Below are 15,692 nucleotides of genomic sequence, written 5' to 3'. Positions count from 1 at the left end.
TGATGACGACTACGTAAGGATAGCACATGCGTAAGACATTTTTAACGGCAGTGGCTGCCGCATGCCTGGTGGGATCCGCAGCCGCCGCCCAGGACACGACTTCGACCAGCAGCAACGGCACCAGCTTTCGCGGATTTCGCGCCGAAATTCAGGCAGGCGGCGACCGCTTTCAAAGCCAGGGTACACACGACCATAATGTCGCATTCGGTGGGGCAATCGGCTATGACGGTCTGATCGGTGACCGTATCGTGGTCGGACCGGAATTCACCTATTGGCGCGGCCGCGGCGAGAACAATACGCCGGGCGTAAACGGTGGCACGGTTTCGCATAAGTCGTTCAACGAACTCGGCGCGGGGATCCGGGCGGGCTACCTCTTCAATCCGAAGCTGCTGGGCTATGTTACCGGCGGCTGGGTAACGGACGAGCAGCGGAAGGCCTTTACCGGAACCGCGACGGAAACCGGCTTTTACGATCATTTCAACACCGATGGTTATCAGGTTGGCGCGGGCGTTGAATATTCACTGACGGACCGTTTTTACACGGGCGTCGGCTACAAATATTCCAACTATCAGGATCATACCGCGCGTCAGCGGCTATTCCTGAGCGCCGGCGTCCGGTTCTAAACAGATTGGAGGGCGCACAGATGCTGGCGCGCCCTCCAGCTTCTCACAGCGGCACCATGCAGTCCTATGACTGCGACCAATTGCACCATTGCAGAAATGCCGCCGCACTAGCCAGAAGACGCGCCAGCACTGTGGCGCGTCTTTTGCGTTTGAGACGCTGGGCGACAATGCCATTACGCGCAGGGACAGGAGAGCATCGAATGCAGGGGGACCGCGACTTCCCAACCATGTTGAGCGACGCCATCGCGATGGCAGTCGAGGCGCATCGAGGACAGGTCGACAAAGCGGGCGCACCCTATATCCTCCATCCGCTCCGCCTGATGCTGCAGCAGCGCGATATGCCGCGCCGGATCGCTGCCATATTACACGACGTGGTCGAGGATGGCGGCATTCCGCTGGAGACAATCACCGCGAAATTCGGGGCGGAAATTGCGGCTGCCGTCGACGCATTGACGCATCGAAACGGTGAACCTTACGACCTCTTCGTTACACGCTGTGCGACAGATCCGATCGCCCGCGATGTGAAGCGCGCCGATATTGAAGACAATCTCGATCTGTCGCGCCTGCCGGAGATCACTGAAAAGGATCATGCACGGGCGGAGAAATATCGCAAGGCGCTACCCTTGCTGGGCTGATCGGCCCGCTTCCATCCCGGCGTTCGCATTCAGATCAAGGCCAGATCGGCGGGTTTCGCATCAGGGAATATCGTTGCCAGCCGATCGCCCGCGAGGGAAAACTGCCGACCCACCAGTCCGCCAATCATCGATCGATAGTCCGTCAACACCGGCAAATCGCGCGCTTGATTGAGCGCATCAGGCGTGATGGGATTTTGCGGGCCGGCGATACGGCCGCCGTTCACGCCGCCGCCCAGCACCCAATAAATGCTGCCATGGCCATGATCGGTGCCCTTGTCGCCATTCTCCCGGAATGTCCGGCCGAATTCCGATATCACGACCACGGTCGTATTCCTCCAGGCTTCGGGCCCCATCTCGTCGGCAAATCCGGCAAGGCCCCGCCCTAGGTCACCGATATGCGAGGCGAGATAACCTTGCGCGCCGCCCTGACCGACGTGCGTATCCCATCCGCCAACATCGACAAATGCGAGGTTAAACTGATCTCGCATCAGCCTGGCGACCCTGCGTGCAGACAATTCGAAACCCTTGGTGCTGATGGCACCACGATTTGCCTGGTTCATCTCTGCCGCCACGGACTTAAACATGGTATCACGTACCTGGAAACCCTCAACGACGGAGCTACCTAGATCGACCGGGCCGCTCGATTGCCCGCGGTACATGCTGGAGATCAAGGCAACATCTTTGGAGGGCACCGAAAGCTTCGCGCCGACGGCTGCCAGCGCCACATTTGGGATAGTAGGACCACCTCTGAAGCACAAAGGCAGCTGCTCAGTAAAAGAGATCGGCCGATCTTGTCCGATAGCAGCAGCAAGCCGGCCCATAAATCCGGAATTATAGTTGCGATGCTGGCCGAGCGGCTGGCCCATTTCCACCGTATCTTGGGTTTCGAAGTGGCTCCGGCTCATGTCGTTCGTGCCGGCGAAGGGGATGAACGCAATTTGCTTGCGCTGCCACAAGGGATAGATCGCATCCTTTAAGGCGGGGTGCAGGCTCCAATCCGCATCGAGTTCGAGCGCCGCGTCGGGGTCATTGGGATTAGGCTTGCCAAGTGCAATCGTCGGACGCGCGCTGTGATAGAAATCGCTGCCTGTCGGCGCGACGATGTTAGCGGCGTCGTACCCTCCGCGCAGGAAAACAACGAGCAAACGGCTGCCTGCCTGCGGCGCGGCGAAAGCACGTCCCGCAATGAGCAAGGGGCTCAGCATGACGCCACCAGCAATCAATTGACGACGATCCAACAACATCGATTTTCTCCGTTGCATCAGCGACGCATGAATTCAGGCGAGGAAAGAAACAAAGCATTCCATTGCTGAGGTGTCGTCGCCTGCGCCAAAGCGCTGACGGTTGCGGCGCTGAGCGATGGGGCTATGCTCGCGTAAGTCGCTGACCCTTTTAGGAGAGGAGCAGGCGGCACCGAAGTGGCCGGTAGAGGCGTAGCTGGAGCCCCTAACGGCAGAGCCACCAACCTTGGCAAAGCCCCGCCCGCCACCGCGGCCGCAGGCTCAGGGACCAGGCGTACAATTGGCGGTGAAGGCAGCGGTATGCTGAGTAACCCCGAATTGCCAAAACCGATCTGCCGGGCAATCTCGAAGCGCACGGCCATTTGTCCAGGGCCGGTCCAAGACGCCATATTCATCGGATATCCGTCCGGCGTTGGACGCGCATATAAGGCTTCGCCCATGCGACTGAGCCATGCACTGGCGGGCTTCATGTTGACGATCGTCCGGTCGCCATACGTTGCGCGCATCGCCGAAACCGCAAAGTGCATTGGGTCCTTGAAGGCGCTGCCGAGCGACTTCTCGAACGCGGGGGCGCGGATCATCGTGCGCAGAACGGTTGAGATGTCGCCATCGCTACGCCGCCAAGCTGCCGTCATCTGATCTACTAACGCGGCGGGCGGATTGTCGCCCATGAAGTACGTTGCCAGTTTCTCGGAAACATAGTGCGCGGTGGCCGGCGCGTCCGCAATCAGGTCGAGCGCCTCTTCAACTTCGCCGAAACCGCTTCCTTTTATGCTGTGGCCAAGAAACGTCTTATCTCCAAAGTCGTGCCGGTCGGGATTGAATTCGAAGACACCCTCTCGAAGATATTGCGCACAATGTTCGGGGCGAAGCTTAGGTGGAGTATTATAAATATTCACACCGACACCGGTGAGGATTCTTGCAAGTTCCTGAACATCGTTTTGCGTATATCCCGAGCCAACACCCATGGTGTGAAGCTCCATAATCTCCCGCGCATAATTTTCATTGATCCGCTTTACAGCGTTGTGATCGTTATCCAAGAAACGCAACATGGCGGGATGCTTGAGCGTCGCCTCCAGCAGCGTCCGGAATTTGCCAAGCGAGTGAGACCGGAGCGTATCTTCATAATCACCAATCGTTGCGCGTATGTCGCCCTTTACTGACAAGACACTAAAGTGGTTCAGCCAGAACCAAGTCAACTGCTCGCGCAGCTGATCTGGAGCATAAACGTCCCGCAATAGTGAGCGAGTCGCGGCCTCGGCAGCATGATCGTTGAGTAGCTGGTTGTAGACTTTGCGCGCCGCATCGCGTTGCGTAACATCTGTTAATTTTTTCGCGGCCTGGGTCAGCGCGTCGTTTTCAACCAGCAACTCCTGCATAGATTTGCGGCTGATTTCCATTGCCGCAATTTGCGCTGCTATAGCTGGCGGCAAGGTATCGTCTGGATGCGGTGAAAGTTGCGCGTCGAGCCAGGCGCGGCTTCCCGGCTGTGGACCCACGACAGGCTGGGCAGAAACGCCCCACGTCAGCCGGTTGGCCCATGCGAAGTCGCTCGGTTTCTTGGCTTCCACCCCCATCGGCGTGATCAGCACAGCGAGAACCATCGCGGACTTAACGTTCAAACCTGGATTTCTGCCCATGCCGACTGTCCTTCGATCAGGCCCGATAAGCGCACGATCCTTAACCCTGCCTGTCCTGCACAAGCACCATCATGCCATGATAAACGCGCTTCGTAGCGCTTGCAGCGGCGACCGGGCGCCGCCACAAGGCGCGCCTCTATCACCGAAAGACCCTTGATGCGCTTTTTCGTCGTTCCCGCCGCAGCCCTCGTGACGACCGTGCTGGCGGTAACCCCGGTCTCCGCGCGACCCGACGCGCCCTCCCCGATCCTGACCACGCCGGACGCCCGCGATACCCTGTCCTATGCCCAGCCGCAGGTTGCACGCGTGACCCATGTCGACCTCAACCTGGCTGTCGACTTCCGAACCAAGACGATCGGAGGCACGGCGGCGCTGGATATTCTGGGTGCGCCCGGTGCGCACGAGATCGTGCTGGATGATAACGGCCTGATCATCTCCAAGATAACCGACAGCGCGGGCCGATCGCTCCCGTATCAGGTCGGCGCCCACGACGAATATAAGGGTGCGCCGCTGACGGTGCAGATCGGCGCGGCGCGGCGCATCATTGTCACCTATCGATCCGGACCCGAGGCCAGCGCGCTGGGCTGGCTTTCCCCCGCGCTCACCGCAGGCAAGAAGAAGCCCTATCTTTATACGCAGGGGCAATCGATCAACAATCGCAGCTGGATTCCGACGCAAGACAGTCCTGGGATCCGCCAAAGCTGGACAGCGAAGATCACCGTTCCGTCCGATCTGGTGGCGGTGATGAGTGGCGACCGGCTGACACCCAAAGGCGTACCGGCAGGACGCGGGCGGCATAGCTACCGCTTCCGCATGGATCACAACGTGCCGCCCTATCTGATTGCGCTGGCCGTCGGCGATCTTGCCTTCCGGCCGCTTGGCCCGCGAACGGGCGTCTACACCGAACCATCGATGCTGGATCGCGCCGCGCGCGAACTCAGCGACACCGAGAAAATGGTGAGCACGGCGGAGAAACTGTACGGGCCCTATCGCTGGGGGCGGTATGACATTCTCGTGCTGCCACCCTCCTTCCCCTATGGCGGGATGGAAAACCCCACGCTCACTTTCGCCACACCAACGATCATCACCGGCGACAAATCCAATGTCGACGTGATTGCGCACGAACTGGCCCATAGCTGGTCCGGGAATCTTGTCACCAATGCCACCTGGTCCGACATCTGGCTGAACGAAGGCTTCACCACCTATTTCGAGAACCGCATTGATGAAGCCGTATATGGGCAGGCGCGCGGCGCGACGCTCGCCGACCTGTCATGGGACAATCTGCAGCGCGATCTGAAGGAAGCCAAGCCGGATCAAACGCGCCTGCACGGGGATCCAGAGGGCACCTTCGGCGAACTGGATTACAACAAGGGCGCCACCTTTCTACGGACGATCGAAGTCGCGGTCGGCCGCCCCCGTTGGGACGCCTATCTCTCGTCCTATTTCGATCGCCACGCCTTCCAGCCGCAGACGACGGCTGGCTTCCTCGCCGATCTGCGGGCCAATCTCATAAAGGGCGACAAGGACCTGGAGGCCCGGCTCGATCTCGACAAATGGGCCTATCGGCCGGGCTTGCCGGCAAACGCCATCCACATCCGATCGGCCACATTGACGAAAATCGACGAGACGCTGGAGCGCGTCAATTCGGGCGCCGCGATGGCGTCGGTCGACCCATCCCGTTGGTCGACTCAGGAGTGGCTCCGCTTCCTTAACGGCCTGCCACGCAAGCAGACCCCCGCACGGCTGGCGGAGTTGGACCGCGATCTGCATCTGTCAGCGTCCAACAATCCTTATGTCCGATCGGCGTGGCTCGTTCTGGCGGCACAGAATCGCTATGAGCCCGCAATTGCGTCAATGGCGGAATTCCTTCCGCGGGTCGGGCGGGGATTGTTGATCTTCCCGGTGTACCGCGCGCTGGCGGGCCAGGGCGACTGGGGTCGCTCGATCGCACGGCGCATCTACGCGGATGCCCGGGGCAATTATCATCCGACCGTCATCATGACGCTCGACAAGCTGCTAGGCAACGCGCCCGCCAGCTAGCCGCCGGATCATCGTGCGGCCTTAAAAGACCCAGCCGGCCTCCAGCCAAAGCTTGTCCGTGTCGGTTGCAAACCGATCCGCATCATATCGGGCGTAGCGCACCGACACGCTCGTGCGTCCCCGCTTGGCGCTGACCAGCAGATCCCATTCATTGCCGTAATGCTGCCGCCGCCGATCGCTGTCGAAGCGATGATAGGCGGTGGTTAGGCCAATCGCGTCGGCGAGCCCGACATTCTTCCAGGCATAAGCGATCGAGCCATAGAGATCGCGAACGCCATCCGGGGGCGTGGTCGTCAGCTTATCGGCCCAGCCCTGGAAACCGAAGACCGATCCGTTCGGGGTCTGCACGCTCGTCAGCGCAACGCCTTTGTCGGCGCCGAGCACTTCGACGCCGGCCTTGCCCGTGAGGGCCTTTATCGTGAGGGCGCCTTCGATCAGCCAATAATCCGCCGCATAATCGTTAGGGTTGCGGTGATAGTCGCTCTGCCGCGCCCAGCTGGCGATGTAACCCAGCTTCACATCCTTGCCGATCGGGGTAGCGCCGGCAAAGCGCACGCCATAGGTCTGGCTCGAGAGGCGGAAGCCCTGGACCACGGCCTCGTCCTGATCGACGATATAAGCGAAGCTGGTCAGCGTGCCCGCCTTGGTGCCGTAGTTGAGAAGCGCGAAGACATTGTCGCCGCTGACCGCCTGTTGGCGAGCGCCGGTACCGCGCCGGCCGTTGATCGTGCGGTCGCTCCAGGCATAGGTCAGGTCCGCACTGAAGCCTTTGGTCTGCCCCCATTGCATGCGCACCGCGTCGAACGTCTGCTGATTCTGACGAAAGCTGGCGGAGCCGACGAAGCGCTGATCGGCGAGCTCCAAGGCCTGCCGCCCAGCGGTAACCGCGAAGCCGTTGTCGCCGGCGTAGCGGATCTGGGCGCGGTTGATTTCGGTATTGGCCGGGTCGAAGATGCCGGGGAACTGCGTCTTGCCGTTGGTTCCGTTATTATAGTCATGCGTGATGGCCGCGGTCGCTTCCCCCTCAATCAGGGCCGACCAACCGTTGCGGGAGAATTGCAGGCCCGGCCGGACACGTAACGTCAGCGCACTCGCCTCACGGCCAAACCCGTCCTGATCCACATTTTCAAAGCGCAGGCGTGCATCGAGCAGCGGCTGCACGGCGATATCCTGCGAAGAGGCGGCGCCAGCCATCAGCGCGCCGGCAAGCAAGGCCAGTGATTTCATCATTCTTTCCGAAATAGGCCTTACGCCCTCGCACGATCGACGGGGGCGCAGCTGAAGGCCGGGCTGCACCGGTCCTAGGACAAAAGAAGGCGTGGATTCCAGCGCAAATCAGGCATTTCTTGCGGCAAGCTTCCCCGGCACCGCCCCCAACTCCCCGCTCGCGCGGGCTTGCCGGCCATAGACCAGCTCGAACAACGGGCTCGCCATCATCGTCGTCACGATCGCCATCAGCACCAGCATCGAGAACAATGTCGGGCCGATAATCCCCTTCTGCAGGCCGATATTGATGATGATCAATTCCATCAGACCGCGGGAATTCATCAGTGCGCCGATGCCGAGCGCGGTGCGATTGTCCTCGCCCATCGCCCGCGCCGCAGCATAGCAGGCGCCGAATTTCGCCAGGATCGACGCGGCCAATATGCCCAGCGCGATGAGCAGGAGCGTTGGGGAGTTCACCATATCCATGCGCGTGTTCAGGCCGGAATAGGTAAAGAACATCGGCAGCAGCAGGACTACCGCGATCGGCTCCACCTTCTTCTTCAGCTCTTCCACAAAAAGGCCGCGCGGCATGAAGACGCCCAGAATGAAGCCGCCAAAGATGCCGTGGATACCGATGGCATCCATGAAGAACGCCGAGGCGCAGAACAGGAACAGCGTGATCGCGAGCACGGAGGCGCTCATTTCACCGTCCTGTTCCACCATCCGTCCGAGCGGCGCCAGCAGCCTGCGTCCAAAAAAGACCAGGAAGCCGACATACAAGACGCCGCCGCCGATCGCGAGCACAGCGACGCCGGAGCCAGCGCCGAACGTCGCCAGCACAATGGCCAGAACGCACCATGAGGCCGCATCGTCGAACGCGCCGGCGGTCAGCGACAGCGTGCCCAGGCCACTATCGGCCAGCCCACGCTCATTGATGATCCGTGCGAGCATGGGAAACGCCGTCAGGGCGATGCATGCCCCCATGAAAAGGGTCGCATTCGCTTGGCTGATCCCCTCGGCAAACAGACCGGGGACTTTCAACAGGAAGGGCGTGATAGCCGCCGCGATCAGAAAAGGCGCGATCACGCCCGATGCGGAGACGGCCGCGGCGCTGCGCGCCTTGGTCTGGAAGTGATCGAGGCGCAGCTTCAGGCCCACCATGAACATATACAGTGCGACGCCCAGCTGGGCGCCCGCATAGAGCACGTTCTTCGTCTCCTTCGGAAATAACGCGAGCTGCATGTCAGGCCATAACAGGCCGATCAGCGACGGCCCCAGGATGACGCCGGCGATCATCTCCCCAACCACCTGTGGCTGCGCGAGGAGTTTTTGACCCAGCCAGCCAACGATCCGACAGGCGAGAATGATAACCGCCAGCTGAAGGAAGAAGTGGACGCTGTAATCGCCAGGTGCGTAGCTCTTCACCGCGGCCGGCACGGCCGGTCCATGCGCGGACAACATGCCGCTCGCTGCGGCGACGAAGCTGTCCCACATCCCATCAGTCATCGACGAAAATCCTCCCCGGATTGCGCTGCATCTGCCTAGGCATCTTGCTGTGCTGTCCGGTTAACGGAGCCGAACTGTGGAGCTGCCGCAATGCCAAAGCGACATGCAGCGGAGGAATGATCTGCCTATCACGGATTGTGTTGCGGAGCCGCTACAAGGTAGTAATGTACCTACATATCAGGAGCGCTTTTGTAGGCTCATTTAGGCGCGGGGAACGTCATGAAGGTCGTAAGCAGCCGCGATTTCAACCAGGATGTCAGCCACGCCAAACGCGCGGCGCGAATCGAACCGATCTTCATCACCGATCGCGGCCGGCCAACCCACGTGTTGATGAGCATCGAGAATTTCCGACATCTCACGGGCCAGACCGAGACCATCGTTGATCTGCTCGCAATGCCGGAACCCCGAGACATCGACCTCGACGGCAGCCGACCGACGACATGGGATCGGCAGGCGAAGTTCGGCTGATGTATCTGCTCAACAGCGAAGTCGTGCTGGAACTGCGCAAAGCGAAAGCCGGCCGCACCGATCCCGGTCTGTCCGCGTGGGCTGCGGGCGTATCGCGCCACCACCTGTTTCTATCCGCCCTCACGCTGCTGGAACTGGAGAATGGCGCAACGCAGATCGAGCGGCAGGACAAAGCGGCCGGCGCGGCGCTGCACGCGTGGATCGAGGGGCCGGTGATGACGGCCTTCGACGGGCGCATCCTGGCGATCGACGCTGCCGTCGTCCGCCGCCGCGCCCGTCTTCCTTATGCGGACGCGCGAGATGCCTTGCTTGCGGCGACCGCTATTGAGCATGGGTTGACGCTGGTTACGCGCCATATGGCCGCCTTCAAGGCGGGGCGCGTCAAATTGTTCAATCCGTGGGGTTATACGCCGGAAGAGGCGGAGGATGCCGATTGGCGACAGGCGGCGCGCAGCGGGCCGGTTTGGCTCAAAAACCTGTTCGTGAGGGCCTGAATCATGGATCGAAAACGATCGATCCTGATCGTTGGCGGCGGCACGGCCGGCTGGCTGGCGGCGGCCTATCTGGCCAAGTTCCTGGATCTGGCGAAGCATCCGTCGCTGGAGATCACTCTGCTGGAATCACCCGAAATCGGTACGATCGGCGTGGGCGAAGGGGCTTTCCCGACGATGCGCACGACGCTGCAGTTTCTTGGTATCGACGAGACGCGCTTCATCCGTGAGACGACCGCGACCTTCAAGCAAGGCATCCGCTTTGTGGATTGGCTGCAAACGCCGACGAACGGTCATCGCAGCCACTATTTCCACCCGTTCGAGGCGCCCTTCTACACGGAAGAAGCGAGCCTTGTTCCCTATTGGCTGTTGCAGGACGAGCGGGAGCGCCGGCCCTTTGCAGAAGCGGTGACGATCCAAAACCGCGTGGCCGATGCGCGACGCGGCCCCAAGCGGCCGGAAGAGGGGCAATTCACCGGCCCGTTGAACTATGCCTATCATTTCGACGCCGGGAAGCTGGCGGCGATGCTCGCCGAGCGCGCGCGCGAACTTGGCGTGCGGCACCTGGACGGCCGCGTCACCAATGTGTCGTTGCGGCAGGATGGCGCCATCGACAGTGTGAACACGGCAGAACATGGCCCGTTGTCGGCCGATCTGTTTGTCGACTGTTCCGGCTTTCACGCCGAATTGATCGGCGGAGCGCTCGGCGCACCCTTTAAATCCGCGCGGCGCTATCTTTTTACGGATCGCGCGCTGGCCTGCAAACGCCCCTACCCTGACGCCGATACGCCGTTGGAAAGTTTCACGGTGGCGACGGCGCATCCAACGGGGTGGACATGGGATATCGGTCTCGCCGGTGCGCGGGGTATCGGCACGGTCTATTCCAGCGCGCATCTGGACGACGTCGCTGCCGAACAAGTGCTCGAAACATATATCGGCTCTAAGGCCGATGCGGCGTCACCGCGTTTGATAAAGTTCGACGCCGGCTATCGCGAACAGCAATGGGTCAAAAACTGCGTCGCGGTCGGTCTTTCGGCCGGGTTCCTCGAGCCGCTGGAGTCGACCGGCGTCGTCCTGATCGAGGCGGCGGTCAGCATGATTGCGGAGCTGTTCCCGCATAACGGCCCGATCGACGCGCCGGCCAAGCGCTTCAACGCGCTGATGAGCGCGCGCTTCGATAATATCATCACCTTCCTCAAGCTTCATTATTGTCTGAGCCGGCGTGAGGAACCGTTCTGGCGAGACAATGTCGATCCAGGATCGATCCCGGAACGGTTGAAAGAATTACTCGAGCAGTGGCGCTATCGTCCGCCCAATCGCTACGACTTCATCCTGGATCTGGAGAGTTTCGCCTTCTTCAATTATCAATATATCCTTTACGGCATGGAATTCAGGACGGATCTTTCCTCCGGTCGGGCAGATTTTCCCAACGTCCGCGCCGCCGAAAAGTTATTCCAGAAGATCCAGATGTTCGGGGAACGCGCAACAGCGGAATTGCCGACGCATCGCGCACTGATCGAGCAGATTGCAGCAGCCGCTTAGGGCGTAATCGAGCACCGTTTCGATCCGGAATAAATCCGCTATGGTCGCGGTTGGGAGGAACGGTGTGGCGAACAGACTGGATAGTATCGCCATCCTGCCAGAGCGCCGTGTTCCCACGCGTGTGGAAGCGGTGATTTTCGCAACGAAGGCATGGCTGCTGCGGCGGCAGCGTGCGCTTGCCAACCTGTTCCCCGGCGCCCCCGCTCGCCTTCATAAGAGCACATCGCTGCGCGACGCGCCGATCATTGCCTCGATCCGTTCGCCCTTGCGTACCACCGACGGCGGCGCGCTCGATCGGCTGCTGAACGCCGGGAAAATCCACAATCTGCGGGTCGCGCTTCGCGGCATCGACGGGGTCGAAGTTCCAGCCGAGGCGATTTTCAGCTTCTGGCGACAGGTAGGCAAGCCCGTCCGCCGACGCGGCTTTGTCGCGGGGCGAGAGCTCCGTGAAGGCTGCATGATCGCCGCCATCGGCGGGGGCCTGTGTCAGCTTTCCAATGCCCTGTACGAGGCGGCATTGGACGCCGGCATCATGGTCGTCGAGCGCCATCCTCACACGCGCGTCGTGCCCGGCTCCCGTGCGGAGGCAGGTCGCGACGCAACGGTGTTCTGGAATTATATCGACTTGCGGCTCCGTGCCCGCACGGCATTTCGCATCGAAGCGCGCATGAGCGCCGATATGCTGGAGATCATGATCAGGGGCACGCCCGATCGGCCGATCGAGGCCGCCGCGCCCGCCTTCATGTCTTCCAAACCGCATGATTGCCTGAGCTGCGGCCAGCTGACCTGTCATCGGCATAGGCCCGACCGACCGGCAGAAGCGGTCCCCACCGCGTGGCTTGTGGACGCCGCCACGCCGGAATTCAGCCATTATGTCCAACGCGAGGCCCAGCCCGCCGACCTGCTGCTCCGCCCGAGCCGACACTTCGCGAGGAGCGCCAAAGCATGGCCATCTCTTCGGACGGAGCGCGGTGCCGAGGTAGCGACATTGCGCCGCGCATTGGACCTTCGCCTTGCCCCTGCCGGCCGGCCCCGCGCTTCCATAATGCTGACCGCGGACGCACGCCTCGCCGCTGCCTATGCGCGTGCTTTGCCCTATCGTTACGATCATCTCGTCATCGCCCAGAACTTGCTGCCCCATCTATGGCGCGATGGCGTTCTGCAGGGCCGCAGCTTCGACATATTCCTCGACCGTTGGCCGATGGACTGGCTGCATCGGCTGCTCGATGAAGCGCGCGCGCAATATCCGGACAGCCCGACCCTGGGTGACTTCAGGGCGCCGGAGGAGCTCGCCAACGCAGAGCGGGAAGCCTTGGCGGCCGCCCGTCATCTGATCACCCCGCATCGGGCCATAGCCGAGTATTTCCCGGCAGGGCGGGTTGTCCTGATAGAGTGGGCGCCGGGCCCGCCCTATCCCGTGCAGAGGGGCGGACGCAGCGTCTTGCTGGCAGGCGCCCCGGTCGCCCGCAAAGGGGTCCACGCCCTACGGGAGGCGATTGCCGGCCTGGATATCACATTGCTGGTGCCCGCAGGCGCCGAGGAAGCACCGGACTTCTGGGCCGGTGTCGCGAATGTCCGCCGGCTCGCGCCCGGCGAACAGCCCCAGGCGCTGGCAGGCATGGTGTTGCCCGCGCTGGTCGAACATCACCCTGCGCTGTTGTTACGCGCTTTGGCGGCCGATATTCCGGTGATCGCAACGCCGGCATGCGGATTGCCGATGCATCCGCACCTTACGATCGTTCCGCCCTATGACGTCGCTGCCCTGCGTCACGCCCTGAGGGCGATGGTCAACATGCCGGCCGACGATCCGGCGTTTTATCGCAGGGCAACAGCGCGCGCTTGACCAGCAAGGCCGCTGGCCGCGCCTTAATCAGGAAAGAAATTCGCGCACGTAATCCGATGCGGGGCTGGTCCGGATAATGTCCGGCGTATCGAATTGTTCGATCTGGCCCTGCCCCAGGATCGCGACCTTGTCGGCCAGCGCGAAGGCTTCTTCATAATCGTGGGTCACGAAGATGGAGGTCAGGCCGACACGATCGTGGATTTCGCGCAAGGCCTCCCGCAACTCCCGGCGAACCTTTGCATCCAGTGCCCCGAAAGGCTCGTCCAGCAACAAGATGCTCGGTTCCCGCGCCAATGCGCGCGCGAGCGCGACCCGCTGACGCTGGCCACCCGACAATTGAGCCGGATAGCGATCGCCATATCCGGGCAATTGCACCAGTTCCAGCAACTCCTCGACACGTGCCTTGATCGCCGATTTGGCGGGTCGCTGGGCCCGCTTCATCACGTCCAGCCCGAAGGCGATATTGTGCGCAACGGTCATATGCCGGAACAGCGCATAATTCTGGAACACGAAACCGATGCCACGATCCTGCGGCGCAACGTCGGTCACGTCCTTGCCGCCGAACAGGATCTGCCCGCTTTCCGCACTTTCCAGCCCGGCGATGATCCGCAACAACGTGGTCTTGCCCGAGCCTGACGGGCCGAGCAACGCCACGAACGCCCCATCCTCGATGGCGAGCGAAACCTGCTTCAACGCGGGATAATTGCCGAAGCCTTTGACGATATTGCTGACGGTGATGGTCATTTAATGTCCTGAGGCGGCAAGCTGATCGCTGTGGCGCCATTCGAGGAAGCTTTTCACGGCCAGCGTCACGAGCGCCAGGCCAGCGAGTAGCGACGCGACGGCGAAAGCCGCAGCGAAATTATATTCGTTGTAGAGAACTTCGACTTGCAGCGGCATCGTGTTGGTCTCGCCCCGGATATGGCCGGAGATGACCGAAACCGCGCCGAACTCGCCCATGGCGCGCGCATTGGTCAACAGCACGCCATAGAGCAGCCCCCAGCGGATGTTGGGCAGGGTAACCCACAGAAAAATGCGCCAGCCGGACGCACCAAGCGTGAGCGCTGCCTCCTCCTCTTCGCGTCCTTGCGCCTGCATCAGGGGGATCAGTTCCCGCGCGACGAAGGGCAGGGTGACAATCAACGTCGCCAGCACGATGCCGGGTTTCGCAAAGGCGATGTGGATGTCGTGCGCCAGCAGCCACGGGCCGAACCAGCCCTGCGCACCAAACAGGAGCAGATACATCAGACCGGCGACCACCGGCGAGATCGAGAAAGGTACGTCGATCAGGCTGATCAGCAAATCCTTTCCACGAAAGTCATGCTTCGTGATCGCCCAGGCTGCGGCGACCCCGCACACCATGTTGATCGGCACCGATATCGCCGCGACGGTCAGCGTGAGCTTGATCGCCGCGAGCGCGTCGGGATCGACGATCGCGGCCTTGAAAGCCGCTAGACCATGGCGGAACGCCTCACTGAAGACGGACGCCAAAGGAAGCAACAGGATCAACGCGATATAGGCGAACGCCGCCAGAATGAGCAGCGTCCGCGTGACGACCCCCTCGGTCGTCGCTTTCAACTTCGCACTCATGCCGAACGCCTCCGCAATTCGCGGCCCTGATAGGCATTGATGGCCAACAACAGCACCAGGCTGGCCAGCAGCAGCACGGTCGCGATCGCGGTTGCGCCGGCATAATCATATTCTTCGAGCTTGGTGACGATCAGCAGGGGCGCGATCTCCGACTTGAAGGGCATATTGCCGGCGATGAAGATGACCGACCCATATTCGCCGACCCCGCGCGCAAAGGCCAAGCTGAAGCCCGTGATCAACGACGGCATGATCTCCGGCAGGATGACGCGGCGGAAGATCGTCCAGCGGCCGGCCCCCAAGGTCGCGGCCGCTTCCTCGATCCCCTTGCCGAGATCCGCCAGCACGGGCTCGATCGTCCGCACCACGAAGGGCAGGCTGATGAACGTCAGGGCGATCACAACACCCACCGGGTTGTAGGCCAGCGTCAATCCGAACACGGATGCCGGTTGGCCCACCCAGCCGTTATTAGCATAGACCGCCGTCAGCGCGATACCGGCAACGGCAGTTGGCAATGCAAACGGCAGGTCGACAAGGGCGCTGAGCAACCGCCGCCCCGGAAACCGGTAACGAACCAATACCCATGCCACGAGCAGGCCGAACACCGCATTCACCGCGGCCGCCACGAATGCCGCCCCAAAGCTCAGCCGATAGGATGCCAGCGCACGGGTCGAAAAGGCCGCATCGACAAAATGCGCGGGCCCAAGCGCGATCGATTTCGCGAACAGCGCGACCAGCGGCAGCAACAGCAGGATCGTCAGCCACGTAAGCGTGATGCCGAGCGTCAGGGACAGGCCGGGAAGCGGCGATTTGGTGCGCGTTCCATGCCCCTTGGGCGGCTGTTGCAATGATGCTGTCGCCATCGTCATC

The 15,692-nt window shown here is 61.7% G+C and carries 14 protein-coding genes; 7 read left to right on the top strand and 7 right to left on the bottom strand.

Annotated elements, in window-relative coordinates; genetic code table 11:
• Positions 1–26: 26 nt before the first annotated feature.
• Positions 27–623 (top strand): outer membrane protein, encoded by a 597-nt coding sequence (locus ACSBM8_RS07305; RefSeq protein ID WP_442680977.1) that lies wholly within the window; start codon positions 27–29, stop codon positions 621–623.
• Between the two features lie 20 nt (positions 624–643).
• Positions 644–1,258: an HD domain-containing protein gene (locus ACSBM8_RS07300; RefSeq protein ID WP_442680976.1), complete on the top strand. Its 615-nt coding sequence runs from the start codon at positions 644–646 to the stop codon at positions 1,256–1,258.
• Between the two features lie 29 nt (positions 1,259–1,287).
• On the opposite strand, the gene ACSBM8_RS07295 is transcribed toward ACSBM8_RS07300, so the two are convergent.
• Together ACSBM8_RS07295 and ACSBM8_RS07290 are read right to left on the bottom strand one after the other, a co-directional pair.
• Positions 1,288–2,502 (bottom strand): DUF1501 domain-containing protein, encoded by a 1,215-nt coding sequence (locus ACSBM8_RS07295; RefSeq protein WP_442680975.1) that lies wholly within the window; start codon positions 2,500–2,502, stop codon positions 1,288–1,290.
• A 17-nt stretch (positions 2,503–2,519) separates the two neighbouring features.
• Entirely contained in the window at positions 2,520–4,139 is a 1,620-nt protein-coding gene (locus ACSBM8_RS07290; RefSeq protein WP_442680974.1) for a DUF1800 domain-containing protein, read from the bottom strand.
• Positions 4,140–4,295: 156 nt separating this feature from the next.
• Between ACSBM8_RS07290 and ACSBM8_RS07285 the strand changes: the two genes are divergently transcribed.
• Complete coding sequence (locus ACSBM8_RS07285; RefSeq protein WP_442680973.1) at positions 4,296–6,179, top strand: M1 family metallopeptidase; 1,884 nt, start codon at positions 4,296–4,298, stop codon at positions 6,177–6,179.
• 21 nt (positions 6,180–6,200) lie between these two features.
• Here the strand turns inward: ACSBM8_RS07285 and ACSBM8_RS07280 are convergent, their stop codons facing one another.
• The gene (locus ACSBM8_RS07280) at positions 6,201–7,406 is read right to left on the bottom strand and encodes an alginate export family protein (RefSeq protein WP_442681517.1); all 1,206 of its coding nucleotides are present in this window, start codon (positions 7,404–7,406) and stop codon (positions 6,201–6,203) included.
• Positions 7,407–7,514: 108 nt separating this feature from the next.
• Positions 7,515–8,891 carry a cation:proton antiporter gene (locus ACSBM8_RS07275; protein ID WP_442680972.1) on the bottom strand — a complete coding sequence of 459 codons (1,377 nt, stop codon included), beginning with the start codon at positions 8,889–8,891 and terminating at the stop codon, positions 7,515–7,517.
• A 219-nt stretch (positions 8,892–9,110) separates the two neighbouring features.
• On the opposite strand from ACSBM8_RS07275, the gene ACSBM8_RS07270 reads away from it, so the two are divergent.
• The 4 genes from ACSBM8_RS07270 (at position 9,111) to ACSBM8_RS07255 (ending at position 13,235) form a co-directional block, all read left to right on the top strand.
• Positions 9,111–9,359 (top strand): type II toxin-antitoxin system Phd/YefM family antitoxin, encoded by a 249-nt coding sequence (locus ACSBM8_RS07270; protein WP_442680971.1) that lies wholly within the window; start codon positions 9,111–9,113, stop codon positions 9,357–9,359.
• The gene (locus ACSBM8_RS07265; RefSeq protein ID WP_442680970.1) at positions 9,359–9,853 is read left to right on the top strand and encodes a PIN domain-containing protein; all 495 of its coding nucleotides are present in this window, start codon (positions 9,359–9,361) and stop codon (positions 9,851–9,853) included. Before ACSBM8_RS07270 ends, ACSBM8_RS07265 begins: the two co-directional genes overlap by 1 nt.
• 3 nt (positions 9,854–9,856) lie before the next feature.
• Positions 9,857–11,392, top strand: a complete 1,536-nt coding sequence (locus ACSBM8_RS07260) for a tryptophan halogenase family protein (RefSeq protein ID WP_442680969.1) — start codon at positions 9,857–9,859, stop codon at positions 11,390–11,392.
• Positions 11,393–11,456: 64 nt separating this feature from the next.
• Complete coding sequence (locus tag ACSBM8_RS07255) at positions 11,457–13,235, top strand: VanW family protein (RefSeq protein WP_442680968.1); 1,779 nt, start codon at positions 11,457–11,459, stop codon at positions 13,233–13,235.
• Positions 13,236–13,262: 27 nt separating this feature from the next.
• Here the strand turns inward: ACSBM8_RS07255 and ACSBM8_RS07250 are convergent, their stop codons facing one another.
• Genes ACSBM8_RS07250 through cysT form a run of 3 tightly spaced genes read right to left on the bottom strand, consistent with a single transcriptional unit; the run spans position 13,263 to position 15,685 of the window.
• Complete coding sequence (locus ACSBM8_RS07250; protein WP_442680967.1) at positions 13,263–13,979, bottom strand: sulfate/molybdate ABC transporter ATP-binding protein; 717 nt, start codon at positions 13,977–13,979, stop codon at positions 13,263–13,265.
• Positions 13,980–14,825 (bottom strand): sulfate ABC transporter permease subunit CysW, encoded by an 846-nt coding sequence (gene cysW / locus ACSBM8_RS07245; RefSeq protein ID WP_442680966.1) that lies wholly within the window; start codon positions 14,823–14,825, stop codon positions 13,980–13,982.
• Positions 14,822–15,685: a sulfate ABC transporter permease subunit CysT gene (cysT, locus tag ACSBM8_RS07240; protein WP_442680965.1), complete on the bottom strand. Its 864-nt coding sequence runs from the start codon at positions 15,683–15,685 to the stop codon at positions 14,822–14,824. Before cysT ends, cysW begins: the two co-directional genes overlap by 4 nt.
• Positions 15,686–15,692 lie beyond the last annotated feature (7 nt).

Source organism: Sphingomonas sp. ASY06-1R (assembly GCF_052180265.1).
GTDB lineage: Bacteria > Pseudomonadota > Alphaproteobacteria > Sphingomonadales > Sphingomonadaceae > Sphingomonas_I.
This window is presented reverse-complemented; position numbering and strand designations above follow the sequence as displayed.

Coding starts and splice junctions, on each gene's coding strand:
- ACSBM8_RS07305 (WP_442680977.1), top strand. CDS start 27: ATGCGTAAGACATTTTTAACGGCAGTGGCTGCCGCATGCCTGGTGGGA.
- ACSBM8_RS07300 (WP_442680976.1), top strand. CDS start 644: ATGCTGGCGCGCCCTCCAGCTTCTCACAGCGGCACCATGCAGTCCTAT.
- ACSBM8_RS07295 (WP_442680975.1), bottom strand. CDS start 2,502: ATGTTGTTGGATCGTCGTCAATTGATTGCTGGTGGCGTCATGCTGAGC.
- ACSBM8_RS07290 (WP_442680974.1), bottom strand. CDS start 4,139: ATGGGCAGAAATCCAGGTTTGAACGTTAAGTCCGCGATGGTTCTCGCT.
- ACSBM8_RS07285 (WP_442680973.1), top strand. CDS start 4,296: ATGCGCTTTTTCGTCGTTCCCGCCGCAGCCCTCGTGACGACCGTGCTG.
- ACSBM8_RS07280 (WP_442681517.1), bottom strand. CDS start 7,406: ATGAAATCACTGGCCTTGCTTGCCGGCGCGCTGATGGCTGGCGCCGCC.
- ACSBM8_RS07275 (WP_442680972.1), bottom strand. CDS start 8,891: ATGACTGATGGGATGTGGGACAGCTTCGTCGCCGCAGCGAGCGGCATG.
- ACSBM8_RS07270 (WP_442680971.1), top strand. CDS start 9,111: ATGAAGGTCGTAAGCAGCCGCGATTTCAACCAGGATGTCAGCCACGCC.
- ACSBM8_RS07265 (WP_442680970.1), top strand. CDS start 9,359: ATGTATCTGCTCAACAGCGAAGTCGTGCTGGAACTGCGCAAAGCGAAA.
- ACSBM8_RS07260 (WP_442680969.1), top strand. CDS start 9,857: ATGGATCGAAAACGATCGATCCTGATCGTTGGCGGCGGCACGGCCGGC.
- ACSBM8_RS07250 (WP_442680967.1), bottom strand. CDS start 13,979: ATGACCATCACCGTCAGCAATATCGTCAAAGGCTTCGGCAATTATCCC.
- cysW (WP_442680966.1), bottom strand. CDS start 14,825: ATGAGTGCGAAGTTGAAAGCGACGACCGAGGGGGTCGTCACGCGGACG.
- cysT (WP_442680965.1), bottom strand. CDS start 15,685: ATGGCGACAGCATCATTGCAACAGCCGCCCAAGGGGCATGGAACGCGC.